This window comes from Azospirillum rugosum, from assembly GCF_017876155.1.
Taxonomy (GTDB): domain Bacteria; phylum Pseudomonadota; class Alphaproteobacteria; order Azospirillales; family Azospirillaceae; genus Azospirillum; species Azospirillum rugosum.
This window is the reverse complement of record NZ_JAGINP010000024.1, coordinates 78,339-103,476: the sequence shown is the minus strand read 5'-3', so window position 1 is coordinate 103,476 and position 25,138 is coordinate 78,339. Positions and strand designations below refer to the sequence as shown.

The 25,138-nt window shown below is 69.4% G+C and carries 22 protein-coding genes; 9 read left to right on the top strand and 13 right to left on the bottom strand.

Features of this window, described 5'->3' with window-relative positions; translation table 11 throughout:
* The first annotated feature begins 92 nt into the window (after positions 1-92).
* The 3 genes from J2851_RS27785 (at position 93) to J2851_RS27775 (ending at position 2,775) form a co-directional block, all read left to right on the top strand.
* Positions 93-788 (top strand): ABC transporter substrate-binding protein, encoded by a 696-nt coding sequence (locus J2851_RS27785; protein WP_246500982.1) that lies wholly within the window; start codon positions 93-95, stop codon positions 786-788.
* A gap of 99 nt (positions 789-887) precedes the next feature.
* Positions 888-1,940 (top strand): NAD-dependent epimerase/dehydratase family protein, encoded by a 1,053-nt coding sequence (locus J2851_RS27780; RefSeq protein ID WP_209770422.1) that lies wholly within the window; start codon positions 888-890, stop codon positions 1,938-1,940.
* A gap of 112 nt (positions 1,941-2,052) precedes the next feature.
* Positions 2,053-2,775: a 2OG-Fe dioxygenase family protein gene (locus J2851_RS27775; protein ID WP_209770421.1), complete on the top strand. Its 723-nt coding sequence runs from the start codon at positions 2,053-2,055 to the stop codon at positions 2,773-2,775.
* A gap of 33 nt (positions 2,776-2,808) precedes the next feature.
* Here the strand turns inward: J2851_RS27775 and J2851_RS27770 are convergent, their stop codons facing one another.
* The 4 genes from J2851_RS27770 to J2851_RS27755 form a co-directional block, all read right to left on the bottom strand.
* On the bottom strand, positions 2,809-3,402 hold the full coding sequence (locus J2851_RS27770) for a histidine phosphatase family protein (RefSeq protein ID WP_209770420.1): 594 nt from the start codon (positions 3,400-3,402) through the stop codon (positions 2,809-2,811).
* Positions 3,403-3,485: 83 nt separating this feature from the next.
* Positions 3,486-6,023, bottom strand: a complete 2,538-nt coding sequence (locus tag J2851_RS27765; protein WP_209770419.1) for an ABC transporter ATP-binding protein/permease — start codon at positions 6,021-6,023, stop codon at positions 3,486-3,488.
* Entirely contained in the window at positions 6,020-6,967 is a 948-nt protein-coding gene (locus J2851_RS27760; RefSeq protein ID WP_209770418.1) for an ABC transporter permease, read from the bottom strand. The genes J2851_RS27765 and J2851_RS27760 overlap by 4 nt, the downstream gene beginning before the upstream one ends.
* An 11-nt stretch (positions 6,968-6,978) precedes the next feature.
* Complete coding sequence (locus J2851_RS27755) at positions 6,979-8,565, bottom strand: ABC transporter substrate-binding protein (RefSeq protein ID WP_209770417.1); 1,587 nt, start codon at positions 8,563-8,565, stop codon at positions 6,979-6,981.
* 358 nt (positions 8,566-8,923) lie between these two features.
* Here J2851_RS27755 and J2851_RS27750 point away from each other — a divergent pair, with 358 nt between their 5' ends.
* Complete coding sequence (locus J2851_RS27750; protein WP_209770416.1) at positions 8,924-9,115, top strand: hypothetical protein; 192 nt, start codon at positions 8,924-8,926, stop codon at positions 9,113-9,115.
* Positions 9,115-9,678, top strand: coding sequence for a tautomerase family protein (locus J2851_RS27745; RefSeq protein ID WP_209770415.1), 564 nt, complete (start codon positions 9,115-9,117; stop codon positions 9,676-9,678). Before J2851_RS27750 ends, J2851_RS27745 begins: the two co-directional genes overlap by 1 nt.
* Here the strand turns inward: J2851_RS27745 and J2851_RS27740 are convergent, their stop codons facing one another.
* Both J2851_RS27740 and J2851_RS27735 read right to left on the bottom strand, forming a co-directional pair.
* On the bottom strand, positions 9,679-10,854 hold the full coding sequence (locus tag J2851_RS27740; RefSeq protein ID WP_209770414.1) for an MFS transporter: 1,176 nt from the start codon (positions 10,852-10,854) through the stop codon (positions 9,679-9,681).
* A 216-nt stretch (positions 10,855-11,070) separates the two neighbouring features.
* Positions 11,071-11,928 (bottom strand): hypothetical protein, encoded by an 858-nt coding sequence (locus tag J2851_RS27735; RefSeq protein WP_209770413.1) that lies wholly within the window; start codon positions 11,926-11,928, stop codon positions 11,071-11,073.
* Between the two features lie 325 nt (positions 11,929-12,253).
* Here J2851_RS27735 and J2851_RS27730 point away from each other — a divergent pair, with 325 nt between their 5' ends.
* Entirely contained in the window at positions 12,254-13,816 is a 1,563-nt protein-coding gene (locus J2851_RS27730; protein WP_343206624.1) for a mannitol dehydrogenase family protein, read from the top strand.
* Positions 13,817-13,833: 17 nt separating this feature from the next.
* Positions 13,834-14,535, top strand: a complete 702-nt coding sequence (locus J2851_RS27725) for an HAD family hydrolase (RefSeq protein ID WP_246500980.1) — start codon at positions 13,834-13,836, stop codon at positions 14,533-14,535.
* A 52-nt stretch (positions 14,536-14,587) separates the two neighbouring features.
* Here the strand turns inward: J2851_RS27725 and J2851_RS27720 are convergent, their stop codons facing one another.
* A complete protein-coding gene (locus J2851_RS27720; protein WP_209770411.1) occupies positions 14,588-15,085 on the bottom strand; it encodes a YciE/YciF ferroxidase family protein in 498 nt (165 codons plus the stop codon).
* Positions 15,086-15,262: 177 nt separating this feature from the next.
* Between J2851_RS27720 and J2851_RS27715 the strand changes: the two genes are divergently transcribed.
* Entirely contained in the window at positions 15,263-16,573 is a 1,311-nt protein-coding gene (locus J2851_RS27715) for an App1 family protein phosphatidate phosphatase (RefSeq protein ID WP_246500979.1), read from the top strand.
* 48 nt (positions 16,574-16,621) lie between these two features.
* Here the strand turns inward: J2851_RS27715 and J2851_RS27710 are convergent, their stop codons facing one another.
* Positions 16,622-17,044: a cupin domain-containing protein gene (locus J2851_RS27710; RefSeq protein ID WP_209770410.1), complete on the bottom strand. Its 423-nt coding sequence runs from the start codon at positions 17,042-17,044 to the stop codon at positions 16,622-16,624.
* Positions 17,045-17,382: 338 nt separating this feature from the next.
* A complete protein-coding gene (locus J2851_RS27705) occupies positions 17,383-17,577 on the bottom strand; it encodes a hypothetical protein (RefSeq protein WP_209770409.1) in 195 nt (64 codons plus the stop codon).
* A 259-nt stretch (positions 17,578-17,836) separates the two neighbouring features.
* Between J2851_RS27705 and J2851_RS27700 the strand changes: the two genes are divergently transcribed.
* Entirely contained in the window at positions 17,837-18,361 is a 525-nt protein-coding gene (locus J2851_RS27700) for a hypothetical protein (protein WP_246500978.1), read from the top strand.
* Positions 18,362-18,386: 25 nt separating this feature from the next.
* On the opposite strand, the gene J2851_RS27695 is transcribed toward J2851_RS27700, so the two are convergent.
* From J2851_RS27695 to J2851_RS27680, 4 genes are all read right to left on the bottom strand, one after another.
* The gene (locus J2851_RS27695) at positions 18,387-20,054 is read right to left on the bottom strand and encodes a response regulator (protein ID WP_209770408.1); all 1,668 of its coding nucleotides are present in this window, start codon (positions 20,052-20,054) and stop codon (positions 18,387-18,389) included.
* Positions 20,055-20,064: 10 nt separating this feature from the next.
* Positions 20,065-21,558, bottom strand: coding sequence for an ATPase domain-containing protein (locus tag J2851_RS27690; RefSeq protein ID WP_209770407.1), 1,494 nt, complete (start codon positions 21,556-21,558; stop codon positions 20,065-20,067).
* Between the two features lie 197 nt (positions 21,559-21,755).
* A complete protein-coding gene (locus tag J2851_RS27685) occupies positions 21,756-24,068 on the bottom strand; it encodes a hybrid sensor histidine kinase/response regulator (protein WP_246500977.1) in 2,313 nt (770 codons plus the stop codon).
* Positions 24,069-24,279: 211 nt separating this feature from the next.
* Positions 24,280-24,933, bottom strand: a complete 654-nt coding sequence (locus tag J2851_RS27680) for a YcbK family protein (protein WP_209770406.1) — start codon at positions 24,931-24,933, stop codon at positions 24,280-24,282.
* Positions 24,934-25,138: the final 205 nt, after the last annotated feature.

Here is a 25,138-nt window from a genome sequence, read left to right as displayed (position 1 = left end):
CCCACCGGTGCCCCCGGCTGCATCCCACACGGATGGTTGACCCCTCCTACACCGGGCGGCACCCTGTGGGCGGATCATCGACGGAGACCGTCATGGCTGGTTCCTCCCCTCGGATGCGCCATCGGCTGGCTTTGCTGCTTCCCATCCTGGCGGCGCTTGCCCTCGGCACGGCACCGGTTGCCCAGGCGCAGACCCCATCCCGGAGCCCGTCCGAGGCCACCACGGGCGCAACCGCGCCGGTGGCCCGGCTGAACGACGCGTTGCTGGACCTGATGCGCCGGGGCGGGCAGGAGCCCAACGGCGCCCGCCTGCAACGCTTTCTGCCCGTGATGCGGGACGTCTTCGACCTGGACGCCGCCTTGCAGATCGCCGCCGCGCCTTATTTCGAGCAGGCCGGCGAGGCCGAACGGCGCCAAGCGCTCGACGCCTTCACCCGACGCAGCGCCGCGCAGTACCTGGACCGCTTCGATTCCTACAACGGCGAGAGCTTCACGATCGACGGGGAACGGGCGGGGCCGCGCGGCACGACGCTGGTGGACACCACCCTGTCCAGGCCGCGCAAGCCGCCGGTGCGCCTGACCTATGTGCTGCGCCCGGCGGGTAAGGATTGGGCGGGAAAGGATGGGGCGGGTAAGGATTGGAGGATCCTCGACGTGCTCGCCAAGGGGATGGTCAGCCAGCTCGCCGCCCAGCGGTCGGAGTTCCAGGCCCCCTTGCGCAACGAGGGGCTCGCCGGCCTGACGCGCGACCTCAACGCCAACGCCGACCGGCTGCTCGGCGGGGCCTGATACCGTATCACCGTATCATGGCAACGGTTGCGCCATTGGAGGCCGGCGAAGGCCCACCGCAAGATTCCCGTCCTTACAAAGAGACGGGACCCGAACGCCATGGCGCTGTCGCTCGTCACGGGAGGGTGCGGCTTCATTGGAAGCCACCTCGTCGCGCATTTGCTCGCCAGCGGCGAGCGGGTGCGCGTCCTCGACACCTGCGCCTCCGACACGTTGCCGCGGGGTGTGGAAATGACGCCGGGCTCAATCCTCGACCCGGCGGCGGTGGACGCGGCCTTGGACGGGGTCCAGACCCTGTACCATGTCGCCGGCCTGCCGCAGCTGTGGCTTCCGGACAAAGAGGCGTTCGACCGCATCAACTGGCACGGGACGGAATGCGTCCTGGAACGCGCCAAGGGGCATCGACTGCAGCGGATCGTCCATTGTTCGACGGAAGCCGTCCTGCTCGGCCGCCGCCCGGCCGAACGGATCGCCGAATCCGCCGACCGGGCTCTGGCGGAGATGGCCGGCTCCTACTGCCGGTCGAAATACCGGGCCGAACAAGCCGCGCTGGCGGCGGCGGCGGCCGGGCAGCCCGTGGTGATCGCCAACCCCACGGCCGTCATCGGCCCCGGCGGCGGCCCGACGCCGCCGATGGCCATGCTGGCCCTGTTCCTGCGCGGGGGGCCGCGCTTCATCCTCGACTGCACGCTGAACCTGGTCGATGTTCGCGACGTGGCCGCCGGCTTGGCGCTCGCCGCCCGGCATGGCGCCATCGGCGAGCGCTACCTGATCGGCGGGACCAACATCCGCCTGTCGGCCCTGGTGCGGCTGCTCGACCTTCTGATGGGCCGCAAGCCCCGCCGTCGGTGGGGCATCCCCGGCTGGCTGGCGCTGGGCTTCGCCCAGCTCGACGAATGGATCAGCGACCACGTCTCCGGCAAGCCGCCCACCGCGCCGGTCACGGGCGTGCGCCTGGCCATCGCGTCCGGCTGGTTCGACACGAGCAAGGCCGTGGCGCAGCTGCATTTCCAGACGAGGCCGTTCGCCGAGACGCTGGCCGACGCCGTCGCGTGGCTTGTCGAGGAGAGCCACCGGCAGGACCGGCCGACGCGGCGTTCCCCAGTGGCGCCTCCGGTGGCGATCGGGGCAAGCGCGCAAAAGGCGCTGTGATTTCACATTGGTCGGGTGAGCCATGCGCTTGCGGGCGTGGCGGGCGCGCCGAGGCTTTCGTACTGTCATGGTCCGTGGCGAACGGGTTCGCCTTCTGGACCGGACAGCCGATATGACCAAAGAACTGCGCAGGATTGGCGACGCGGTGGCGGCGGAGGGCTTCTCCTTCGTTGCGGCCGGTGACATGCAGGGCCTGCTCGACGCGGCGGGCCTGCGCGATTGGAAGGGTTTCAGCGCCAGCTGGGATGATCTGGGCCTGGACGCCTACATGGCGGACGGCGGGCGCTACCGGCGCCGGCGCCATGCCGCCTTCGCCCTGTCCGCGCAAGCCATCCGGCGCAAGCCGCACCAGCCCCATTACCAGAGCCGGGACTACAACCCCCTGAACGGCGGCTTGGAGCGCTGGTTCGAGCCGATCACGGAGGCGACCGGGACCCACCCCGCGCTGGAGGCGGTGCTTAAGACCTGCCTCAAACTGTTCGACCCGCTCACGCCCGCCGGGACCAAGCCGGAGGTCTGGCACACGGAAGTCCACCAGTTCCGGATCGAGGCCCGCGCGGGCGAGGCCGGGCGGCCCACCCCGGAAGGGATGCACCGCGACGGCGTGGACTGGGTCCTGGTGATGCTGGTCCGGCGCGAGAACGTCTCCAGCGGCACGACGAACATCCACGATCTCGCCGGCCGGCCGCTGGGCAGCTTCACCCTGCGCCACCCGCTGGAATCCGCGGTGGTGGACGACGCCCGGGTGTTCCACGGCGTGACTCCCGTCGAACCCATCGATCCGGCGCGCCCGGCCTTTCGGGACGTGCTGGTCGTGACGATGCGGCGCCCCTGACGGGGCGCGTCCCGGGGACCCGCGTCCTCATGCTCATGGGGCGGCCTCCGGCCGGGCCGGCACGCGTCCCAGCTGGGCCGGCTCTCCGGTCCCGTTGGCCCGCAGCAGGACCGACTCGCCCGACGCCGGATAGACTCCGGTCAACGCCGTCACGACCACCTGGTGCGTCACCAGCACGACGGGCGCGCTGTCGCGCGGCAACCCGGCCAGGAACAGCCGCAGGGCGGCGATCTGCGCATCCCGTTCCTCCCGCCGGTCGAAGAAGGAGTTGAGCACCGGCAGTTCCTGCACCGACCCGACATCAAGCAGCCGGGCCGTTTCCAGGCACCGGCACCATTGGCTGGAATAGACGGCGGCGTCCCGGATGCCGATGAGGCGCAGGCGCTCGCCGATGCGGCGGGCCTGTTCCCGGCCGGCGGTATCAAGGTTTCGCTGGGTTGAGCAGTCGCGGAGCTGGAAATTCGGCGGATCGCCGACGCCCGGAGCCTCCGCATGCCGCATGAGGACGATCAGGCCCTTGGGGTCGATCCGGTCCGGGTCCGCTGCCAGGCTTTCCGACCCGGACGCGACGCACGACCACACGCCGAGCATCACGGACAGCAGCACATGTCGGCAGAGCTGGAGCATTGGCCCATCGCGGTCTGTGGACGGTGGATCGCTCTCATATCGGTCCGGATGTGCGTACGACCAGCCGCAACCCGTCATGATCGTCAGGGCGGCAGCGTGGGAACCGCGTCGATCAGGCCGCGCGTGTAGGGGTGCCGCGGGGCGGCGAACAACCGCTCGGACAGACCTTCCTCGACGATCGCGCCGGCGGCCATCACGACGATGCGGTCGGCGATGGCCTGCACCACGGCGAGGTCGTGGCTGATGAACAGGTAGGTCAGGCCATGCCGCGCCTTCAGCTCGGCGAGCAGGCGGAGCACCTGCGCCTGCACCGACACGTCCAGCGCGGACACGGCCTCGTCCAGCACGATGATCCGGGCCCCGGCGGCGAGCGCCCGCGCGATGGCGATCCGCTGGGCCTGCCCGCCGGAGAACTCGTGCGGGTAGCGGTCCAGGACGGCGGGGTCGAGATCGACCGAGCGCATCAGCTCGACCATGCGCGTCTCCCGCGCACCGGCGTCGAGGCCGGCCAGGAAACGCAGGGGCGCCGCCAGGGCGTTTCGAATGGTCTTGCGCGGGTTGAGGGAGGACAGCGGATCCTGGAAGACGTACTGCACCGTGCGGCCCAGCGCCTTCGGCCCGGCGGCGGCAAGCTCGGCGATGGGCTGTCCTTCCAGTTGGATCGTTCCCGACGTAGGGCGCGTCAGCCCGACGAGGCAGCGGGCGAGCGTAGACTTCCCGCAGCCGGACTCCCCGACGATCCCCAGCGTCTCCCCGGACGCCACCCGCAGCGACACGGACGCCAGCGCCCGCACCGCCGGGCGCGACCGCCCGAACAGGGAGCGGCGGGCGGGGTAGGTCTTGGACAGGTCCCGAACCTCGACCGCGAGCCCCGGCCCCGTGGTCGCCGGAACCGTCGCCGCGGCCGGGATCAGGCGCCGGGGCTGCCCGAGGACCGGCACGGCGGCGAGCAGGCGCCGGGTGTAGTCGTGCCGCGGGTTGGCCAGGACGGCGCGGGCATCGCCCTCCTCGACGACCGCACCCCGGTGCATCACGGCGACCCGGTCGCACATCCGGGCGATCACGCCGAAATCGTGGCTGATGAAGAGGATGGCGAGGTTGCGCTGCCGCCGTAGCTCAATCAGCAGGTCCAGCACCTCCGCCTGCACGGTGACGTCCAGCGCGGTGGTCGGCTCGTCCGCGACGATCAGCTCCGGATCGTTGGCGAGCGCCATGGCGATGGACACCCGCTGGCGCTGCCCGCCCGACAGTTCATGCGGGTAAGCCTGGGCGATGCCGGCGGGGTCGGGCAGCCTCACCGCGGCGAACAGGTCCACGGTGCGGCGCCATGCCTCGGCCGCCGACACGGGCTGGTGGGCGCGGATCGCCTCCATCACCTGCGTGCCGACGCGCATCAGCGGGTGCAGCGTGGTCAGCGGGTCCTGGAAGACGTAGGCGATCCGCCCGCCGCGCAGCCGGCGCAGGGCGCCGACCGGCAGGGCCAGCAGGTCGTCGCTGCCGAAGCGGACCGCGCCGTCGCGCACGACGCCCGGCGGCGAGGCGACCAGCCGCGCGATGGACAGCGCCGTGACCGACTTGCCGGACCCCGACTCCCCGATGATGCCCAGGCATTCGCCGGGCGCCACCCGCAGGCTGACGCCTTTCACCGCGTCCACGACTCCGGTCTCCGTCTCGAAGGCGGTGCGGAGGTTGGAGACGGCCAGGAGGGCGCCATCCGCCGGATGCGCGTCGCCGACGTGCCGCTCCACGCGCGTGGCGGCGCTCGGCCGGGCCGGCAGGCCGGAGCGCAGGCGGGGGTCCAGCGCGTCGCGCAGCCCGTCGCCGATCAGGTTCATGCTCATGACGATCAGGAAGACGACGAGGCCGGGCAAGGCGGCGACGTGCGGCGCGGTGATCAGCGCCTTGCGTCCCTCCCCCAGCATGGAGCCGAGGTCGGCCTGTGGCGGCTGTGACCCCAGCCCGAGGAAGGACAGGCCGGCCGTTTCCAGGATCATCCAGCCGACCGTGGTGGAGGCGGTGATGACGATCACCGGCAGGACGTTCGGCAGCACCTCCGTCAGCAGGATGCGCGGGCCGCCCATGCCGGACAGGCGCGCCGCGTCCACGAACTCCCGGTGGCGCAGGCCGGCGGTGACGCCGCGGACGTTGCGGGCGAAGAAGGGGATGTTGGCGACGACGACGGCGTAGAGCGCGTTCAGCAGCCCCGGCCCCAGCGCCGCAACGATGGCGAGCGCCAGCAGCAGGTATGGAAAGGCCATCAGCACGTCGACGCCGCGCATCAGCAGGCTGTCCGCCCGTCCACCCGCGTAGCCGGCGACCAGCCCGATCGCCGACCCGACCAGCGCCGCCAGGGCCGAGGCGGCGATGCCCACCGCCAAACTCAGCCGCGTTCCCCAGACCAGCCGCGCCAGCAGGTCGCGCCCCAGCGTGTCGGTGCCGAGCCACGCGCCCGCGCTGAAGGGCGGCAGCAGGCGCCGGGCCGGCGCGGTCGCGTTGGGATCGGCCAACGGCAGCAGGGGTGCCGCCGCAGCGACCATCACGATCAGCGCCAGCAGCACGAGGCCCAGCGCCGCGAGCCGGTTGCGCGTCACGCGGCGCAGCAGCGCCAGGACACTGCTCATGGCGCGATCCTTGGGTCCAGCAGGCGTTGCAGGACGTCGGCCAGCAGGTTGAACAGCACATAGCTGGTCGCGACCACCAAAACCCCGCCCTGCACCAGCAGGACGTCGCGCGTGGCGATGGCGTTGACCAGCATGCGGCCGATGCCGGGCCACTGGAACACCGTCTCGATGTAGACCGCACCGCCCAGCACGAAGCCGGCCTGGATGCCGATCACCGGGATCACCGTGACCAGGGCCGCCCGCAGCGCGTGGCCGAACACCACGCGGCGCTCCGTCAGGCCCTTGGCGCGGGCGGTGCGCACGAAATCCTGGCGCAGCACGTCCAGCATGGCCGACCGGGTCAGCCGCGCGATCACCCCGGCGGCCACAACGGCCAGCGTCGCGGCGGGCAGCGCCAGATGCCGCAGCAGGTCGGGCAGGTCGCCGCCGCCGTAGATCGAAAACATGCCGCTCACCGGCAGCAGGCGCAGGCGGACGGCGAAGGCCAGGATCAGCAGCAGGCCCAGCCAGAAGGTCGGCATGGAGATGCCGATCAGGACCGCCAACGTCACCAGCTTGTCCGCCAGCCCGAACTGCCGCACCGCGGAGACGATGCCCGCCAGCAGCCCGAGGATGGAGGCCAGCACGAGCGCCGCGCCGGCCAGCACCAGGGTGGCCGAAAACCGCTCCGCCACCTCGTCCAGCACCGGTCGGTTGAGGCTGGACGAGCGGCCGAGGTCACCCGCCAGCACATGGCCGAGCCACGTCGCGTAACGCACCGGCAGGCTGCGGTCGAGGCCCAGGTCGTGGTTGATCCGGGCGACGTTCTCCGGCGTCGCGTAGGGGCCGAGGATCGCGGTCGCCGGGTCGCCGGGGATCAGCGCCATGATCAGGAAAACGATGACGCTGAGCCCGAACAGCACGGGCACCAGCGCCAGAATCCGGCCGAGGATGTAGGAAGCCACGGGCGCGCCCCTCAGTCCTTCGACACGCGGTCGAGCAGCAGGAAGAAGGACGGCTGCAAGGCGAAGCCCCGCACGGCCGCGGTGGTGACCGCGTTCTGCTTCCAGTGCGCGACGAAGGCGAGAGGGGCGTCCTCCACGACGATCCGCTCCGCGCGCCGGTACAGGTCCCCGCGTTCGGCCTGGTTGCCGCTGCGCCGCGCCTGCTCCAGGAGGCGGTCGAGCGTCGGGTTCGCGTAGTAGCCGGAGTTGAAGCCGCCCTTTTCCGGCAGCGCGTCGGACCGCAGGGTCAGGTAGGGCAGGGTGTCCGGGTCATTGGTCATCCAGGCCATCTCCGCCATGTCGGCCGTGCCAACATCCGATTTATCGCCGAGCCCGCCGTTCACCCGCGCGAGGTAGCTGTTCCACTCGTAGGTCCGGATGGTGACCTTCAGCCCGACTGCGGCGAGGTTCGCCTGGATCGCCGTGCCCATGGCGATGGGGTCGAGCATTCCGGACCCGCCCTCCGCCACCAGGAAGGTCAGCGACGCGCCCTCCGCCCCCGCCTCCTTCAGCAGCGCCCGCGCCCGGTTGGGGTCGTAGGGGTAGCCGGTGATGGCCGGGTCCGTGGCCCAGTCGAAGGCCGGGGCGACGGGTCCGCGGGCCGGGATCGCCGTGCCTTGCAGGATGCTGTCGGCGATGGCCCGCTTGTCGATGGCGTAATTGACCGCCTGACGGACGCGCCGGTCCTTCAGCGGCCCGTGCCGGGTGTTCAGGATCAGGAACCAGAGATGCGGGCCGGCCTGCTCGTGGATGCGGAACCCGTCCTCGTCGCGGAACTGCGACAGGGCGTCGGCCGGCACCTCCACCATCACGTCGAGGCCACCGGCCAGCATCTCCATCGCGCGGGTGTTCGGGTCGGTGACCGGGCGGAAGATCACCGAGCGCAGCTTGGCGGGCGGACCCCAATAGTTTGGGTTCCGCTCGATGACCACGCGCCGGCTGCCCTGCCACTCCACGAAGCGGAACGGGCCCGTGCCGACCGGCTGTCGGCCGAACCCCTTGCGCCGACTCATCACCGCGTTGGGGGAGACCATCAGGCCCGTGGGGTAGGCGAGGTTGGACAGGAAGGGCGCGAAAGGCTCCTTCAGCGTGATGCGGACGGTGCGCGGGTCCGGCGCCTCGACGCGGTCGATCGCGGAGAAGAAGAAGGCGAGCGGGAAAGGCCCGGTGTCCGCCGCCGGGTGGGTCTTGTCCAGCAGGCGGTCGAAATTGAACTTCACCGCCTGCGCGTCGAAGGGCGTGCCGTCGTGGAAGGTGACGCCGTCGCGCAGCGTGAACAGGTAGGTCAGCCCGTCGTCGGACACCGTCCAGCGCTCGGCCAGCGCAGGCTCGACCTCCAGCGTTCCGGGCTTGTAGCGGACCAGCCCTTCATAGAGGTTGACCAGGATGCGGAAGTCGTTGGTCGCGGTGCTGACCGCGGGGTCGAGCGACGCCGGCTCCGCGATCTGCCCGACCACGAGCACGTCCTTCGGCACCGGGTCCGCCCTGAGCGGCGCGCCCGCCATGGCGAGCGTCACCGCTAAGAGACAGCCCGCAAGCGCGTGTCGAAATCCGGTCATCAGCATCCCCGGCCAGCAATTGGCTACGAGGCTTTCAATGCTCGGGACGGCCAAAGATTTCCCTGGGCCCGGCCACGCATCGCACGTCCGAGAATCTGCCCCTTGGACTACGATCGTATCGCTTGCCTGAACCGCCTTTCCGATGGAGGCAATGGATCAGCGGCGGTGGCACGAGATGCAGTAATCGTCTTTCCCTTCCCGACTTCTATTCTTGTTGTGAATGCGATTGAATGAATGTTGGCAAGGAGTTGGAAGCCTATGACTTTCGGCGCTTGACTCGCCACATGTCACATTGATATAGCCCGCGGTCAATGCGATGGTTCCTGTCTGGATGGGGCCGGCGGGGGAAACAATGAACTTGGCTGAGATCAAGGCCAACAGGGGTCTTTTCGTCGAGAAGGTGCGGGCCGCTCGGTCAAGCGCCAGCTCCGAAGTGCGCGTAAACTCGGGCGTGTGCACTCCTGAAGACGTGTCGGCGATCATCCAGAACCGCGTGACCGAGAAGGCGGACTGGCAGCCGATTTATCAGTATGCGGCTGAGTTTGACTGATGAGCGACGCCGACTTATTGCCTGGGCGCATTCAGGACGAGCTTGCGAACATATTTGCTGATGCGGTTGCGGAGATCGCCGAAGAGACCGGCATACCGGATGCAGCAATCGACATCACGGCAAATGAACTTGCGCTGGCACTGAGTGAGGCCAGAAAAGACCTGATCATTATGGTCACCCGCCGAATGAAGGTCGAGCAGGATTTCCATGGGCTTTCCGTCGGTAAATTGGCCGGCATTTTGGTTTTCCGACTCTCTCGCTACCGTATTGTTCAGATAAGCGAGGATGGTCTTCGCGATTGCGACCAAAGGACGATCAAGATTGCCAGCAAGCTTCAGGAGTTGGCGGCGCTGAGGTTCGCATCCGAAGCCATACTCAAGGTGCATCCGCAAAACTGGCACCCTGAACTTCTCTATATTCTTTCCCGGCGGCACATCAATCAGGAAATGCTTGGCGTGACGTTCGACGTGATCGCCACGCATAGCCCACCACTCAAGACCATCTCGCCTCTTGACGCGCCCCCCTTCAACAAGTTCTACAGGCGCCGGCAGAATTCCGGCTGACTATCCCGCCGTGACGGCGTCGGCCACGGGGAGGGACCGCGGCGCCGGGGCGGCCTGGCCGCGCACGCACCAATAGACCGCCGCCACGCCCAGCGCCGCGGGCAGCAGCGACAGGGACGGCGCCACGGTCACCGCGGCCACGGCCGCCGCGGCGAGGCAGCCGGCGACCGCTCCGGCGTCCCATCCGGCTTCCGCCGCGAAGTGGAACCGGTAGGCGGCGCCGGAGCGCTTGGCCTGGTCGTAGACCGTGCTCATCACCACGGGCGTGTAGAAGCCGGCGATGGCGGCGCCGGTGGCGTTGGCGATGGTGGCAGCCAGGGGCGACCAGCTGGCGCAGGCCCGCAGGGCGAAGCCCAGGGCCAGTGCGAGGCACACCAGGGCGAGGCAGCGGTCGCGCTCGCCCCGGTCGATGGCGTGACCGCAGACCAGCCCGGCCGCGGCGCCGGCCACGCCGGCGGCGGCGTTGGCGATGCCGAAGGACTCGTAATGGGAACCCAGCGACCCGAACAGGACCATCGGCCAGGCCATCGCCAGGCCGGAGGCCATCCAGCCGTCGGCGGCGAAGGTCAGGATCCCGGCCCGGTCGATGGCCCGCACGGACTCCCGCAGGCTGGGAACCGGGCCGGCGGGGATGGCGCGCAAGGCCGTCAGCGGCAGGACCGACGCCAGCGCCAAGGCCGCCGCGATCCCGAAATCCACCGTCGGGCCGAAGCGTTCCAGCAGGAAGCCGCCGGCCAGGGGCCCGAGCACGCCGACCAGAGCGCCGACGGCCGTGCGGATCCCAAGCTCCCGCCCGCGCGACCCCTCGCCACCGGTGACCGCGGCCGCCGCGTGGTACACCGGCCAGTAAAGGGACTCCGCCAGCGAGACGATCAGCAGCCAGACCGCGAACCAGAGCGGCTCGCCCGCCTTCATCAAGGGCAGGAACTGCGCGGCCGCGAGACCGGCCCCCAGCATGATCGTGGTCCGGAACCCCAGGCGCCGCGCCGCGGACAGCGCCACGAGGCGCAGGCCGAAGCGGCAGGTGAGCAAGGCCGCGTAGGCCAGCAGCGCCGTGGGCAGGCTGAAGCCGAGCTTCAGCAGATAGGCGCCCACGAAGCCGCCCGCCAGCGCGGCGGCAAGCTGGTAAAAGCCGTAATGCAGCGTGAGCAGCCGGAATTGGCTGAGGCCAGACACGATCGCGAATCCTTTGAAGGACCCGTCTTTGCGGGTCGGAGAGGGCGCGGAAAACCGCGGCTTCGCCCGGCGGTCGTGGGGACGTCACGACGCCGTCAGGACTGACGCGAGTGTCGGATTTTATGGTTAATGAGACATTGATGCCCGGGACCCGGGCCTGTGACAAGGCTGGCTCCCGCCCGCAGGCGAACCGGCCTCGTCACGCGGGATGACGGCTCAGCAAGGGCTGGTCGGGCAGCCGGCCACGGGGTAGGAGGATTCCGTGAAGACGGGGGCCTGCTGCTCGACGATCCAGCGCAGCGCCTGCGGGTTCCGGTCGAACAGATACTGCCAACCCTGGACCAGCTCCACCAGCAGCCGGTCGGGGTCGAGCGGCAACTCCCGCAGGTCGGGGCCGATGCCGGCGAAGGTGACCATGCGCTGGCCGCATCCGTTGGTCTCCAGGATGCGGTCGGACTCCTCCAGCACCCGCCGGCCGAGGTCGGCGTCGCGGAACTGGCCCACCGCGCGCGTGTGGACGACCGGAACGGCGTCGATGATGCCCAGCCCCCGGTGGTCCAGCAGCTTCGGCCACAGGGAATCGAGGCCCCAGCCCCAGCCGGTGGTGGACTGGTCCAGGGTCGGCAGAAGCCGGTCGAGCGCGGCGCGGCTGAAGGCCGGAATCATGATTTCCACGAAGCCGACCCGCCGTGCGAAGAAGCGCTGGTTCCGCATGGCGACGTAGTGGGCGTAATGCGACGCCTCGTGCAGGGCCGGCGCGAACAGCTGGAAGTCCAGCGCGCGGGCCGCGTCGAACATGGCGCCGATGCTGTCCTGGCTGGCCAGGATGTCGTCGTCCGGCAGCCAGACGTAATCATAGTCGCGCCAGCCCTGCCATTCGTTGAGAAGCTGCCGCAGGCCGGTCCATTTCGGGCCGGGAATGACCTTGGTCACGGTGCAGTCCAGGTCGGTCTGCGGCGCGATCTCCTGAAACGGGCAGAGGCAGAGGTCCCAGTTCCGCGGCTTTCCGGGATCGACCCAGAAGCGGTGCAGCGAGTTTCGCCCGACACGGGCCACCACGAGACTCTTTCCCATCACGTTCCTTTCGGTTTGCGCAGGTAGGGCGGCAACACAAACCCCGGCATCGGCCGGAACGTTTCCTGGATGGTCGGGCACCGTAACGCACGTGTGGTCGTGCGCATGTCGTCCTGTATACCGCTTCCGACAGGAAAAAGTATAACAATAGTGAAAATCCTATACTTGCGTGCTGTAAATTCCGAGCGCCCGGGATTGTCGCGCGTCGCAAGCAATATCACCGATGATTTCCTCTTTGTCTTAGGGATCAGGAACCCTCCAGGGTTTTCCGAGTTGATGCGGGCTTCCGGTTTTGCCCTGTGGAGGGTGAGGAGGATTTGCCAAAGTGCCGAATGAGCCTGCACTGAACACCGCCTGTACCAGTCGTCCTTCTTTTCCCCATCTGCCGGTCGTCGTCCCGCTCCGGTTGTCGCTTGCCACGCTCGGCCATCTTCCCCGAACCGTTCGCCGCCCCGCTTTCGATGTGGCCGCCCTCCGGCCGGGAATCCTGCACCTGGGATGCGGCGCCTTTCACCGCGCGCACCAGGCCGTCTTCACCCAGCACGCGATCGAAGCGGAGGGGCCGGGAGCGCCGGCGCCCTGGGGAATCCTGGGGGTGAGTCTGGTCCGCCCGGTGGTGCGGGATGCCCTGCGCCCTCAGGATTGGCTCTACACCGTGCTGCAGCGCGGCTCGAACGACGACCTGCGCGCGGAGGTCGTCGGGAGCTTGCGCGGCGTGCTGTACGGCCCCGATCACCCCGCCGCCCTGGCCGCCCGCTTTCTCGACCCCGCGATCCGCATCGTGACCCTGACGGTGACCGCCTCGGCCTACTGCCTGGACCCCGGCACCGGGCGCCTGCGCGCCGACCACCCGGACATCGGCCGGGACCTGAGGGCCGCCGCTCCGCGAAGCGCGCTCGGCGTGCTCGTCGCTGGCTTGGATCTCGTCCGCAAGGCGGGCCGACGGCCGCCCGTGGTCATGTCCTGCGACAACCTGACGGCGAATGGGCGGACGCTGCGCCAGGCGGTGCTGGACTACGCCGCCCTGCGGGACGACGGGCTGGCGCAATGGATCGGCCGGTCGGTGCAGTTCCCCAGCTCGATGGTGGACCGGATCGTGCCGGCGACGACGGACACCGACGCCTTCGACGCCGCCGCGACGCTCGGGCTGGCGGACGCGGCCCCGGTCTCCACCGAACCGTTCCGGCAGTGGGTGGTCGAGGCGTTCGACGGCCCCCGTCCCCGCTGGGAAGCCGCCGGCGCGGAGTTCGTGCCGGACGTGGCGCCCTGGGAAAGCTCCAAGCTGCGCCTGCTCAACGGCACGCATCTGGCCCTGGCCTGCCTCGGCCTGCTGGCGGGGTTCGAGACCGTGGCCGAGGTGGCGGAGGACCCGGTCTTCGCCGGCTATGCCCTGCGCTTGATGCTGGATGAGCAGAAACCCACCCTGCCGCCCAGCGGGCACGACATCGACAGCTACGCGCGCCAGCTGCTGCTGCGCTGGCGCAACCCCGGCATCGCGCACAGCCTGTCCCGGATCGGCCGCGACGGGTCGGGCAAGATCCATGGGCGCCTGCTGGCCCCGGCCTTGGAGAACCTTCGGGCCGGACGCCCGGTGCCCTGCGCGACGCTCGCGGTGGCGGCCTGGATCGCCTGCCTGTCCGGCCGCGTCCCCGTGGCCTTGCAGGACCCGGTGAAGGAGCGCATCACCGCCCTGAACCGGGCCGCGGGAGGCGACGTGGACCGTTTCACCGCCGCGGTCCTGGAGCGGAGCGACATCTTCGGCGACGCGTTGCCGCGCCTCGCCCCGTTCCGGAAGGGCGTGCGGGACGGCTTGAGCCTGCTGGACCGCGAAGGACCCCGAAACGCCGCGCGGGCGCTGCTGGCGGCGGACATGGGATGGATGAGATGATAATGGCGAAAGACGCAATGACGGTGAATGAAACGATGGTGGGCATGCCAGCACTCCGCGACCGGCGCATCGAGGCGGTTCTGTTCGACATGGACGGCCTGCTGGTCGACACCGAAAGCCTGGCGATGCGCGGGCTGGTGAGTGCCGCGGAGGCCATGGGCATCGATGCGCCGGACAGCTTCTGCCACGCGATGATCGGGGTGCCGGCCGATCACTGCCGCCTGCTGGTGCAGGAGCGGTTCGGCCCCGCGTTCCCCGCCGACGCCTATCTTGCCGACGCCGGCCGGCGCATGGAGGCCATGATCGAGGCCGGACTGCTGAAGCTGAAACCGGGCGCGCTGGAACTGCTGTCGCATCTGGAATCGGTCGGCATGCCGAAAGCGGTGGCGACCTCCTCCAGCCGCATCAAGGCCGACCGCCATCTGGGCAGCGCCGGCATCCGCGAGCGCTTCGACGCCGTCGTGACGCGCGACGACGTCGCGCGCGGCAAGCCGCACCCCGACCTGTTCCTGCGCGCCGCGCAGGCGGTCGGGGTTGCGCCGGATCGCTGCCTGGTGCTGGAGGATTCCTACAACGGCGTGCGGGCGGCCCGTGCCGCCGGGGCCGCCGTGGTCATGGTGCCGGACCTTCTGCCGCCGACCGACGAGATGCGGGCGGGCTGCGCCGTGATCGCCCCGGACCTCCACGCCGTTCGGCGCCTGATGTCCGCAGGGCCGTGAGCGGAGGCCATCCGCTCACGGCGTCCCGCTCATGGGGCCCGCCCGCGCCCGGCTACGCGGCCTTGAAGGCGCGCTGGTTGACCTCGCCTTCGGCAAGCTGGTTGAGCTTCTGGTCGGTCGCCTTTTCCTCCTCCAGCGTCTCCTCCAGCAGCTTGGCAACGTCCGTCATGCCGCAGGTTTCGGCCAGGGTCCGCAACGACCCGTAGCTGGCGATCTCGTAATGCTCCACCTTCTGGGCCGCCATGATGAGGGCGACGTCCAGCACCTCGGCGGGGAGGCCCTCCTCCATGATCTCCTCGGCTTCCTCGACCAATCCTTGCGTCGCCTCGCAGGTGTTGCCGCCCGGATCGGCCTGAAGAATCTGGAAGATGCGGTCCAGGCGCTTGATCTGGCCGTCGGTCTCCTTGAGATGGGTCTGGAAGGCCTGCTTGAGCTTGGGCGAGGAGGCCGCCTCCGCCATCGCGGGCAGGGCTTCCAGAATCTGCGTTTCGGAGCTGTAGGTGTCCTGCAATTCCTTGATGAAGAGATCTTTCAGTGCCTGTTCCGACATGATGGACGTCCTTGCGGGTGGAAAAGGGGCGGCCGGGGCGGTAACGCCGCGGGCACCCCATCGTCAACAGGACCCCGTCCCGTTCCTCGCACGGATTTCTTAGCCCGCCGGAGGATCTTTTGCCGGGCCGGCCCATTGATAAGGATTGTCAACGGAAACGGGTTCGGAGCGGCGGGCATGGGCCCTGACGGAGCAATGTCATGGTGGGCGGCGCGGCGGAAGCGGGCGGCGGCGCGGATCCTGGACCTGTTCGCCCGGCCGGTGCGCAGCGCCCACGGCGCGGAAGGCATCGTGCTCCAGCCCTACCGCGGCTATGGCTCGCGGAGGGAGGCGTTCCTGATCGGGCGGGTGTTCCGCCAGTCGGCGTCGCAAGGCGCGGCCAGTCGGGAGGACCTCGCCGCCCACCTGCGGGACATCGCCCGGCGCATCGCCCGTCGGTCCGTGCGTGGCGCCATGGTCACGGCCCGGTGCCATGGGGCGGAGCAGCGCGTCGCGACCGACCGCGACGGCTATTTCCGCATTCACCTGCAATTCCCGGAACCGCCGCCCGCCGCCCGGCCCTGGCTGTCCGTGGAGCTTCGGTTGGAAGGAGAGCATCCCGTCGAGGCCGAGGCGGACGTCTTCATCGCGCCGGAGTGCAGCCGGTTCGTGGTCATCAGCGACATCGACGACACCATCATGCGCACGGGCGTCGCCAACAGGCTCGCGATGCTCTGGCGGCTGTTCGTCGAGGACGCCGAAAGCCGAAGCCCCTTTCCCGGCGTGGCGACGCTCTACCGGGCGCTGCACGACGGCGCGTCGGAGCGTGAATGCAACCCGATGCTCTACGTCTCGCGCGCGCCCTGGGGCATATACGACGTGCTCGACGAGTTCTTCCGGCTCCACGACATACCCGTCGGCCCGATCCTGTTCCTGCGCGAATGGGGAATGCGCTGGACGAGCCCGCTGCCGCGGCGGGCCGAGGACCACAAGCAAATCCTGATCCGCAACATGCTGGACCTGTACCACGACCTTCCCTTCGTCCTGATCGGCGACAGCGGGCAGCATGACCCGGAAATCTACCGGCAGATCGTCGACGAGCATCCGGGCCGGGTTCTCGCCGTGCTGATCCGCAACGTGTCCCTCGGGGAAGACCGGGTCCGCGAAATCGAAGGGCTTGCCGCGGCGGTGGCGAGAGCGGGCAGCACGCTGGTGCTCGCCGCCGACAGCGTGGCCATGGCGGAGCACGCCTCCAGGCTTGGCCTCGTTTCCCCGTCCAGCGTCGCGGCGGTGGAAGCCGACATGGCCGCGGCGGGCGCACGGACGTCCAGATCGGGCACGCTGCGCCTCGAACGCCCCACCGCCGCCGGAACCGCCGAGGCGATCGCGGAGGGCGCGCTGCGGGACGCGATCGGGGGCGAACCGGAATCGGCACCCCCGAACGTCGTCATCCAGCCCAGCGACGCGCCCCTTCCCGATGCGCGGAAGGGCGGCCGCGCGGCACCTTGATCCACAGCCGGCGCCGACCTTTTCGAGCGCCCGCCTCGCCTGGACCGTTTACTTGGGCTTCAACACCAGGTTGTTCTCGCCGGCGGGCACCTCGTCGATCACCAGGATTTTCGCCGGAGCGGAACTGGTGTTGCCGCCGGTGTGCCAGACGTCGACGGATTCGATGACGAAGCTGCCCGTGGGATAGGTCCGCGGCTGCTTGCCCTCTTCGGTGACCGTGAACGTCCCCTCGACGATGTAAAGGCTGCGGGGATAAGGATGCTTGTGCATCGGCGTTTCAGACCCGGGCGCGAACTCGCCGACTCCCGCCACCATTTCGACCTTGCCGGTCGGGAATTGAAGATCCTGCCCGGTCACCGTCTTGCCGGATCGGAACACCTCGTTCAGTGTGAAGCCGCCCTGCTGGGCGGCGGCGGCCAGGGAAGCGACGCAGGCGAAGGCGGTCAAGGCATACACGGCGTTTGCGCGCATGGCACCCTCCCTTCTTGCAGAGGCGTTATATTGCCATAACGAGCGATAAATCGCAATATTGTTGCGATCTTTGGTCTTTTCGCCGTGCCGCTACAGGCCCCAATCCATTTGGCTGTCGCCAACGCTCTGCGGGCCATTGGGACGGATGCCGTACCCGCTTTCGTAAGACGTGCTGCTGATGCTCCGGTTGGAGGGCGCGTCAGCCTTCGGCGGGAAGCCGGCGCACGCCGTGGCGAGCAGAAGGGCGGTGAGGGCGATCGCGTGTTTCATGGTCATGGAATGACCATGGGGCGCCGCCCGCGGACGGCAACCGTAGCCATGCCGAAGCTGCCGGTCTTTTACGCCGGCGCAGACGGTCCCGCCGATTCGCCGGCTCCCTCCGGTTTGGAAAGGCAGCGGGCGCGGGCGATGATCCGCCCGAAGATCTGTGATCCTTCCCATCGCTCGCGCCGCTCGGGCGGCACATCCTGCAATAAGCCGACGATCAGCGCGGCTGTCAGCCGGTCGAGGTCTTGGCGAGCGTCGCGGCGCATCCGGGGAAGTCCTTTCCGTTCAATCCACCACGCCGTGCCGGCGGGCGTCGGCGTGCGTTTCCTGCGTGAAACAACGGCGGCGACGCGGCTGAGACGTGCCGGAACAGATGGGTTATGGCACGCGGGATATGGCGTTCGAGCCAGGACCGCGGGATCGGCCCGCTGTGCGGGCAACCGGCGAAGGTCACGCTTCGACCACGGGGCGGCACGCCGGCGCCGGGCTACGATCCCGCGCACGAAAAACGACACGCCCCCTGCCATGACGTCCCGGTCCTCCGCCCCTACGCTATTCCTGCCCGTGACGCTGCGGTTCTGCCTCGCGGCCGTCGGCGTCCTTGGCCTTGCCGGCTGTTCCGGCGTCGGGTCCGCCGTGACCGGCGTGACCACCGCGGGCGTTGCCGCCACGGTCGGTTCGGCCACGGGCAATCCCTTCCTGGGCCTGCTGGCCGGCGCGGGCGCCAGCTACGGCATCGACCAGGGCGTGAAGTATGCGGAACGGCGCATCACGGACAACGTCCACCACGCGGTCGCCGCGGCGGCCGGCCCGCTGGACGTCGGTCAGGCGACGACGTGGCGTGTGGAGGAGACGTTGCCGCTGAGCGGGAAATCCGGAACCGTCCAGGTGGCGCGGTCCTTCGGCGCTGCGATCCCCTGCAAGGACGTCGTGTTCACGCTGGACGACACCCCCGACCTCACCGTGACCACGGTCTGCCGCGGCAAGGACGGCCGATGGCAATGGGCGCTCGCGGAGCCGGCCACCCGCCGCTGGGGCAGCCTGCAATAGATTGCCGGTCACGGTTCGCCGCTCGTCACGGGGCGGTTCCGTCCAGCATCGTGCGAACCGTGCTTTGCAGGGAATCCACGCCGACCGGCTTGCTGAGCATCCGCGTGCCGAGTTGAAGGCTTTCCGGTTCGAGCGCGGCGTAATGGGCGTAGCCGGTCACGAACAGCACCTTCAGGTCGGGCCGGAGCCGCCGGGCAAGGCTTGCCAAGTCGCGGCCGGTCATTCCCGGAAGCCCCACGTCGGTCACCAGCAGGTCGATCGGCGTGTCCGACTCCAGGATCGTGATCGCCGCCTCGGGCTCCGCGGCTTGCAGGACGTGGTATCCCTGGCTTTCCAGCGCCTCCGTCCACAGCATCAGCACAAGGGCCTCGTCCTCGACCACGAGGATGGTTTCATGGTTGCGGCGGTGGGCCGGTGGCGCCGGCTGCGGGATGGCGGCGGGCTCGCCCCCGCCGGCGGCACCGTCGTACCGCGGCAGGTACAGGCTGACGGCCGTGCCGCGTCCCGGTTCCGACTGGATGACCGCGTGCCCGCCCGATTGGCGCGCGAACCCGTAGAGTTGGCTCAGGCCGAGGCCGGTGCCCTGGCCGATCGGCTTGGTCGTGAAGAAGGGCTCGAACGCCCGCTCCAGCACGTCCGGGGGCATCCCGAATCCGGTGTCGGTGACGCGGATCATGACGTATTGGCCGGGGAGGACGTCCGCTTCCCGTTCGGAGAAGGTCTCGTCCAGGACGGCGTTGCCGGTCTCCACGCGGAGAAGGCCGCCGTTCGGCATGGCGTCGCGGGCGTTGATGGCCAGGTTGAGCAGCGCGCTTTCCACCTGGTTGGCGTCCGCCCAGGTCCGCCAAAGGCCGGCGGCCAGCACCGGCTCCACGCGAATGGACTCGCCGACGGAGCGTTGCAGCAGCCCGGTCATGGCGGTGACCAGCGCGTTCAGGTCCAGGTTCCGGGGGGCCAGCGGCTGGCGGCGCGCAAAGGCCAGCAGGTGCCGGGTGAGCGCGGCGGCGCGGTCGCCGGCCGCGATGGCCATGGCGACGTGCCGTTGCAGCGTGTCGTCCCCGGACAGCTTGCCCTGCACCATGTGGAGGTTGCCGAGCATGACCTGGAGCAGGTTGTTGAAGTCGTGGGCGATCCCGCCGGTCAGCTGGCCCACGGCCTCCATCTTCTGCGCCTGGTGCAGCGCCTCCTCGGCCTTCCGGCGCTCCTGCATCTCACTTTGCAGGGCGCGGGTCCGCTCCTCGACCCGGCGCTCCAGCTGGTCGTTGGCCTGCTCGATGTGCGCCAGGTGCGTCCGGGTGCGGTACTGGCGCAGGCGGGTCCGCGCGGCGGATTGCGCGGCACTCTGCAAGGTCTCGGCGTGCAGGGGCCGGTCCAGCAGCGTCACGTTCCCGAGCCGCTGGAACAGCGCCCAGCGCCCCCTGGCGGCCGAGGAGCGCTGGCCGCGGGCCGTGAGGACCAGGATCGGCAGATCCGACCAGGGCGGCTGCGCCTCCAGGCAGGCGACCAGCTCGTCCATTCCCGACGCCAGCGCGCTTTCGGAGAGGATCACGGCCGTGACGTCCCCCGCCAAGCCGTGGCAGAGCATCCGCAGGTCCGCGCAGACGCGCGTCGCCAGGCCGACCTCGTCCAGCACGAGGCGGATCACTTCCGCGTCCCGGCCGTCCGGGGCAAGCACGAGGATCGGGTCGGCCATGGGACACCGGTCAGCCGGTCTCGTCCCGGTCGCGCAACAACGGATCGGGCGATCCGCCGTAGGTCGGCACGCCGGTCAGGACGCCGTGGAAATCCAGCAGCTTCGGGCCGACCTGCATGCCGTCGGGGAACAGGCGGAATTCCCGGATCGCCAACTCATGGACGCCGGTGCGCTTCTTGACCACCGAAATCGCCTTGCGCACCTCCCCGCCGGCTTCGAAGAAGCGCAGCAGGACGACCGCGTCGCTCATGAAGGACAGGTCCACCGGGTTCTGCACATCGGCGATGATGCCCTGCTGGGCGAGGATCAGGATGGTCACGACGCCCTGGTTGTTCAGGTAGGTCAGCAGCTCGTGCATTTGCAGGGTGAGCGCCTTCTCCTCCGGCATCGTGCTGAGGTAGGAGTTCAGGCTGTCGATCACCACGACGCGGGCCTTCTGGTCTTCGACCTGACGGCGGACCTGCCAGACGAACTCCCCCGGCGACAGGCGCGACGGGTTCGCCCGTTCCCAACCCATCTGGCCCTGGCGCACCGCATCCTCGATGTCGATGCCGAGCGCGGCGCTGCGCAGCTTCAGGGTCTCGAACGTCTCGTCGAAGGAGAAGTAGGCGGCGTGATCGCCGCGGTTCACCGCCGCCATGACATATTGCAGGGCGAGCGACGACTTGCCCGCGCCCGAGGGGCCGACCAGCATGGTCGTCGTGCCGCGGGTCAGCCCGCCGCCCATCAGCTCGTCCAGTCCCGCAAGGCCGCTCGACACCGTCGCCGGCTCGAAATCGGTCTTGTGTTCCTCGGCGATCAGGCTCGGGAAGATCAGCACGTTTCCGGGCGTGATGGCGAAGTCGTGCCAGCCGCTCTGGTATTCCGTGCCGCGCATCTTGGCGATGCGCAGGCGCCGGCGCGCGGCGCCATAGGTGCGCTCGATCTGCTCCAGCGAGATCACGCTGTGCATCAGGCTGTGCAGCTCCTTCGCGCCGGACTGGCTGGTCAGGTCGTCGAGCACCAGCGTGGTGCAGCGGCGCCCTTGCAGGAATTGCTTCAGCGCCAGGATCTGCCGCCGGTAGCGGAGCTGGTCATGGGCCAGCAGCCGCAGCTCCGACAGGGAATCGATCACGACCAGGTCGGGGTTGTCGGCTTCGATACGGTCGGTGATCAGCCGCATCGTCTCGCCGAGTTCGACCTCGGACGGGTAAAGAACGCTCTGCTGCCGGTCGAGCTGAGCCTCCAGGGGCACCAGTTCGAAGATGCCGATGTTGTCCAGCGACCAGCCGTGGCTGGCCGCCGAGGCGCGCAGCTCCGTCTCGGTTTCCGAAAGCGACACATACAGGCCGCGCTTGCCGTCTTCGCGCCCTTTCAGAAGGAACTGCAAGGCAATCGTCGTCTTGCCGGTTCCCGGCGCGCCTTCCAGAAGATGGAGCCGCTCGAATGGCAGGCCGCCCCTCAGAATGAGGTCGAACTCCGGAATTCCGGTCTGGATCTTCTCTGTCTTCCTCAACTCAGACACACACTTCTCCTCTCGGGCCGGCCCGTTCGCACCATCCGCGCGGGCCGGGGCGGTCTTGATCGCCGCGAAACACCCGCCAAAGTGCTCGCGACACCGCTATCAACAACCCCGCGCCGGGGGCCCTGTTCCGCGACTTCAGGACGCCGGCGCGACCTGGGTTACGGAGTCCGATGGCCGATCGGATCTCCCGCAGGCCGTCAGGGCAGCAATGCGCGGATTTCGGCGAGAAGCTGTTCGGGCTTGAAGGGTTTGTTCAGCACGCACGCGCCGGCCTCCAGCCGCGCGCCGCCGTCCAGCAGCGGTTCCGCGTAGCCCGAAATCAGCAGGACCGGCAGGTTCGGGCGCCGGGCCCGTGCGGCAGTGGCCAGTTGGAAGCCGTTCATCCCAGGCATCGCGATGTCGGAGATCATCAGGTCGATGGCCTCGCCGCCCGCCAGCACGGCCAGGGCCTCCACCGTATCGGACGCTTCGGCGACGCGCAGGCCGGCTTGGCGGAGCAACGCCGAAACCGCCTGCCGGACCAGGGTGTCGTCGTCCACCAGCAGCACGTGCACGTCCGGCGTCCCGGCCGTCGCGTCGTTCGCGGCGTCCGTGGCGCGGGGAGCGCCGGACGGGGCCTGGGCGCGCGGCAGATAGATGGTGACGGTCGTGCCGAGCCCGGGCCGGCTGTCCAGGCGCACACCGCCGCCCGACTGCACGGAAAGCCCGTGCACCATGCTCAGCCCCAGGCCCGTGCCGCGGCCGATCTCCTTGGTCGTGAAGAACGGCTCGAAGGCGCGCGCCGCCACGTCCTCGTCCATACCCGTCCCGCTGTCGCGGACCGACACCCCGACATAGTCCCCCGGCGGGAGATCCCCGGGCGGAGCAGGCACGCCCGTCGCCGTCGACTCGTCCTTCGTGGTCGCGGGCGCGCGCAGGTTGGCGGTCGCGATGCACAGGGTGCCGCCGCCGGGCATCGCGTCGCGCGCGTTCACCGACAGGTTGAGCAGCGCCATTTCCAGCTGGGTCGGGTCGACCAGGGCCGGCCAGAGGTCGTCCTGAAGGGCAGTGCCGATCGCGACCGTGCCCCCGAGGGTGCGCCCCAGCAGCCCGCTCATGCCGGTGATCAGGGCGTTCACGTCGACGGGCCGGGGTTCGAGATGCTGGCGGCGGGAAAAGGCGAGGAGATGCTGGGTCAGCGCCGCGCCGCGCTCCACCGCTTCCGCCGCCAGGCGCACGGACGTCGCCAGCACGGACCGCGCGCCGTCCTTCGGGACCTTCTGCTCGATCAGGTACAGGGCCGAGCCGATGGCCTGGAGCAGGTTGTTGAAATCATGGGCGATGCCGCCGGTCAGCTGGCCCAGCGTCTCCATCTTCTGCGCCTGGTTCAGCCGCGCCTCGGCCTCCCGCCGGGCCTCGATGGCCTGGTTGCGCTCGGCAAGGGCGGTGGTGAAGGCCTCGTAGGCGCCGAACTGGCGCGCAAGGCCCCACAGAAAGGCGATGAAGGCCAGCTCGCACAGGATGCCGGCCGCGACGGTGATCCAGGCTTGGCGGCGCCAGTCGGCGAGAGCCTGCTCCTTGGTCCGGGTCACGTTGACGACGACGGGATAGTCGCGCAACAGCCGGGTGGCGACGATCCGGGCGGGGCCATCGATGGCCGCGGGGGTTTCGTACACGCCGGAGTCGGATTGGCGCAGGATCTCCGTGAAGCTCTTGATCGGCGGCCTTTCGCCGATCAGCGGCAGCGTCGGGTAGCGGGCCAGCAGCGTCCCGTCGCGGCGCCAGAGGCTGATGGCGCTGCCCCCGCCGATTTGCAGGGACTGGTAGAGGTTCTGGAAGTAGTTGAGGCTGATCGCCCCCAGCACGAGGCCGACGAACTCGCCGGACGGGCCGCTGACGCGATGGGCCAGATAGACCGTCCATTCCCCGTTTCCGCGGTTCTGCACGGGGGTGCTGAGATAGGACCGCCCGTCGGGGTCGTTCTTCAGGATGCCGTAATAGTCCCGGTCGGCGACGTTGACCGGCGGAATCGGGAAATAGCGGGAGAAGTTGATCAGCCGGCCGTCGGCCGCAATCATGGTGATGGCGTCGAGCTGCGGGACGCCGGTCGCCTTGGCCTTCAGCATCTCGTAGGTGTCGTAGCCGGATTTCGACCTCTCGTACGCGGCGGAGGTGGTCACGCCCTCGGACTCCAGCTGGTCGACGAGGCTGGCGAGGATCAGGTCGACGGTCTGGAAGGAGCGCGACGTCGTTTCGGCGAGCAGGAGATCCAGCGTTTCCAGCTCGCTCATCACGCGCCGGATCGTGGAATCGTGCGCTTGCACGACGATCAGCGCCGTGGCGCCCGCGACGGCCAGGACGGCGAGGACACCGCCGGCCAGAAGCCGCCGCAGCGGCCGGCTGCTGCGCAGGAGCCGGGTCCAGGGCATGGCCGGGATGGGTTTGCCTGGGGAGGACGCGGAGTCGATGGCCGGCGTGGACGACGGGGACGCCGTCGGAACGGTCCTGCGGCCATGTTCGGTGCTGCTCATCCCTGTCCCTCAGCGGCGGCTTTTCGGCCATGCCGTTGGCAGTCTTGCGATGCCCGGCAGGCCAATCTTGGTTGCTGGGCAGTTTTGCAGGGCAGCACGCAACAGTCCATTCCGACCAATTGTCGACGCCGGGCCATGGAGCGTCAGGATTTCCGGCCGATCTTGAACAAAATCACGGTGACATGATCGGGCAACCACCGCAGCGCCGCCGTCAGGGCGCGCCCGTCAGGCGCTTGCGGGCGATGGCGCGGTGGAGCCTCATGCGGTCGGCGACCGTGCGGAGGCGGCCCCGCACGCCCGGGGCGAAGAGGTGGCTCAGGTCCCGGCCGAACAGCTCCCAGCTGCGCACCGGCCCGGTGTCGATGTGCAGGAAGAATGAGCGCGGATACCAGCCCACGCCGCCGCGCTTCATCTCCAGCGCCTTGCGGTGCGCGTCGGGCAGCCGCGACGGGAAGGTGACGTCCAGCGCCTTGCCCAGAAGATGCTGGCTGTGCTCCGCCACACCCAGGCCCGCGCGCGCCAGCTTGGCGTTGGTCTCGGGCGTGCGGAAGGCGGAGAGAAGGGTCGCCCGGCTCTGTCCCGCCGCCTCCATGAGGTCGGCCAGCAGGTCGAGCGTGCCGATGTCCACCGGGCCGACCTTGTTGGCGTGGTGGTCGCGCAGAAGCTTCGCCAGGTCGGCCATCGCGTCGGGCAGCGGGCCGTCGGCGTCGCGGTAGGGGCCGTTGAAGGTCTCGCCCGTGTGCTCGTTGCGCAGGTTCAGCTGGCGCGCGGTCGTCGTCGCCTGCGCCAGTGCCCCAGTGGGCATCAGCAGAAGCACCCCGCACCCGGCCAGAAGCTCGCGACGTTTCAAGGACATTGAGGACATGGTGGCGACATTCCATGCGGCGGGCCGGGGGCGGTGTCAACCAAATTGGGCGTAATCAAACGATTTCCACGGGCCGACCCACGCGTCGCTGACCATCGCCGTCGGCGGGTGTCAGGCCGCGGTTGCCGCCGGCATGGGAACGCCGGCGCGCAAGTATAGGCCCCTTCATAGCTGGATTGTTGTTTGGAGTGGCCATGGAAGACGC

What these genes read in the sequence shown, in the direction of transcription:
- J2851_RS27785 (WP_246500982.1), top strand. Translation starts at nt 93, where the DNA reads ATGGCTGGTTCCTCCCCTCGGATGCGCCATCGGCTGGCTTTGCTGCTT.
- J2851_RS27780 (WP_209770422.1), top strand. Translation starts at nt 888, where the DNA reads ATGGCGCTGTCGCTCGTCACGGGAGGGTGCGGCTTCATTGGAAGCCAC.
- J2851_RS27775 (WP_209770421.1), top strand. Translation starts at nt 2,053, where the DNA reads ATGACCAAAGAACTGCGCAGGATTGGCGACGCGGTGGCGGCGGAGGGC.
- J2851_RS27770 (WP_209770420.1), bottom strand. Translation starts at nt 3,402, where the DNA reads ATGCTCCAGCTCTGCCGACATGTGCTGCTGTCCGTGATGCTCGGCGTG.
- J2851_RS27765 (WP_209770419.1), bottom strand. Translation starts at nt 6,023, where the DNA reads ATGAGCAGTGTCCTGGCGCTGCTGCGCCGCGTGACGCGCAACCGGCTC.
- J2851_RS27755 (WP_209770417.1), bottom strand. Translation starts at nt 8,565, where the DNA reads ATGACCGGATTTCGACACGCGCTTGCGGGCTGTCTCTTAGCGGTGACG.
- J2851_RS27745 (WP_209770415.1), top strand. Translation starts at nt 9,115, where the DNA reads ATGAGCGACGCCGACTTATTGCCTGGGCGCATTCAGGACGAGCTTGCG.
- J2851_RS27735 (WP_209770413.1), bottom strand. Translation starts at nt 11,928, where the DNA reads ATGGGAAAGAGTCTCGTGGTGGCCCGTGTCGGGCGAAACTCGCTGCAC.
- J2851_RS27725 (WP_246500980.1), top strand. Translation starts at nt 13,834, where the DNA reads ATGACGGTGAATGAAACGATGGTGGGCATGCCAGCACTCCGCGACCGG.
- J2851_RS27720 (WP_209770411.1), bottom strand. Translation starts at nt 15,085, where the DNA reads ATGTCGGAACAGGCACTGAAAGATCTCTTCATCAAGGAATTGCAGGAC.
- J2851_RS27715 (WP_246500979.1), top strand. Translation starts at nt 15,263, where the DNA reads ATGGGCCCTGACGGAGCAATGTCATGGTGGGCGGCGCGGCGGAAGCGG.
- J2851_RS27710 (WP_209770410.1), bottom strand. Translation starts at nt 17,044, where the DNA reads ATGCGCGCAAACGCCGTGTATGCCTTGACCGCCTTCGCCTGCGTCGCT.
- J2851_RS27705 (WP_209770409.1), bottom strand. Translation starts at nt 17,577, where the DNA reads ATGCGCCGCGACGCTCGCCAAGACCTCGACCGGCTGACAGCCGCGCTG.
- J2851_RS27700 (WP_246500978.1), top strand. Translation starts at nt 17,837, where the DNA reads ATGACGTCCCGGTCCTCCGCCCCTACGCTATTCCTGCCCGTGACGCTG.
- J2851_RS27695 (WP_209770408.1), bottom strand. Translation starts at nt 20,054, where the DNA reads ATGGCCGACCCGATCCTCGTGCTTGCCCCGGACGGCCGGGACGCGGAA.
- J2851_RS27685 (WP_246500977.1), bottom strand. Translation starts at nt 24,068, where the DNA reads ATGAGCAGCACCGAACATGGCCGCAGGACCGTTCCGACGGCGTCCCCG.
- J2851_RS27680 (WP_209770406.1), bottom strand. Translation starts at nt 24,933, where the DNA reads ATGTCCTCAATGTCCTTGAAACGTCGCGAGCTTCTGGCCGGGTGCGGG.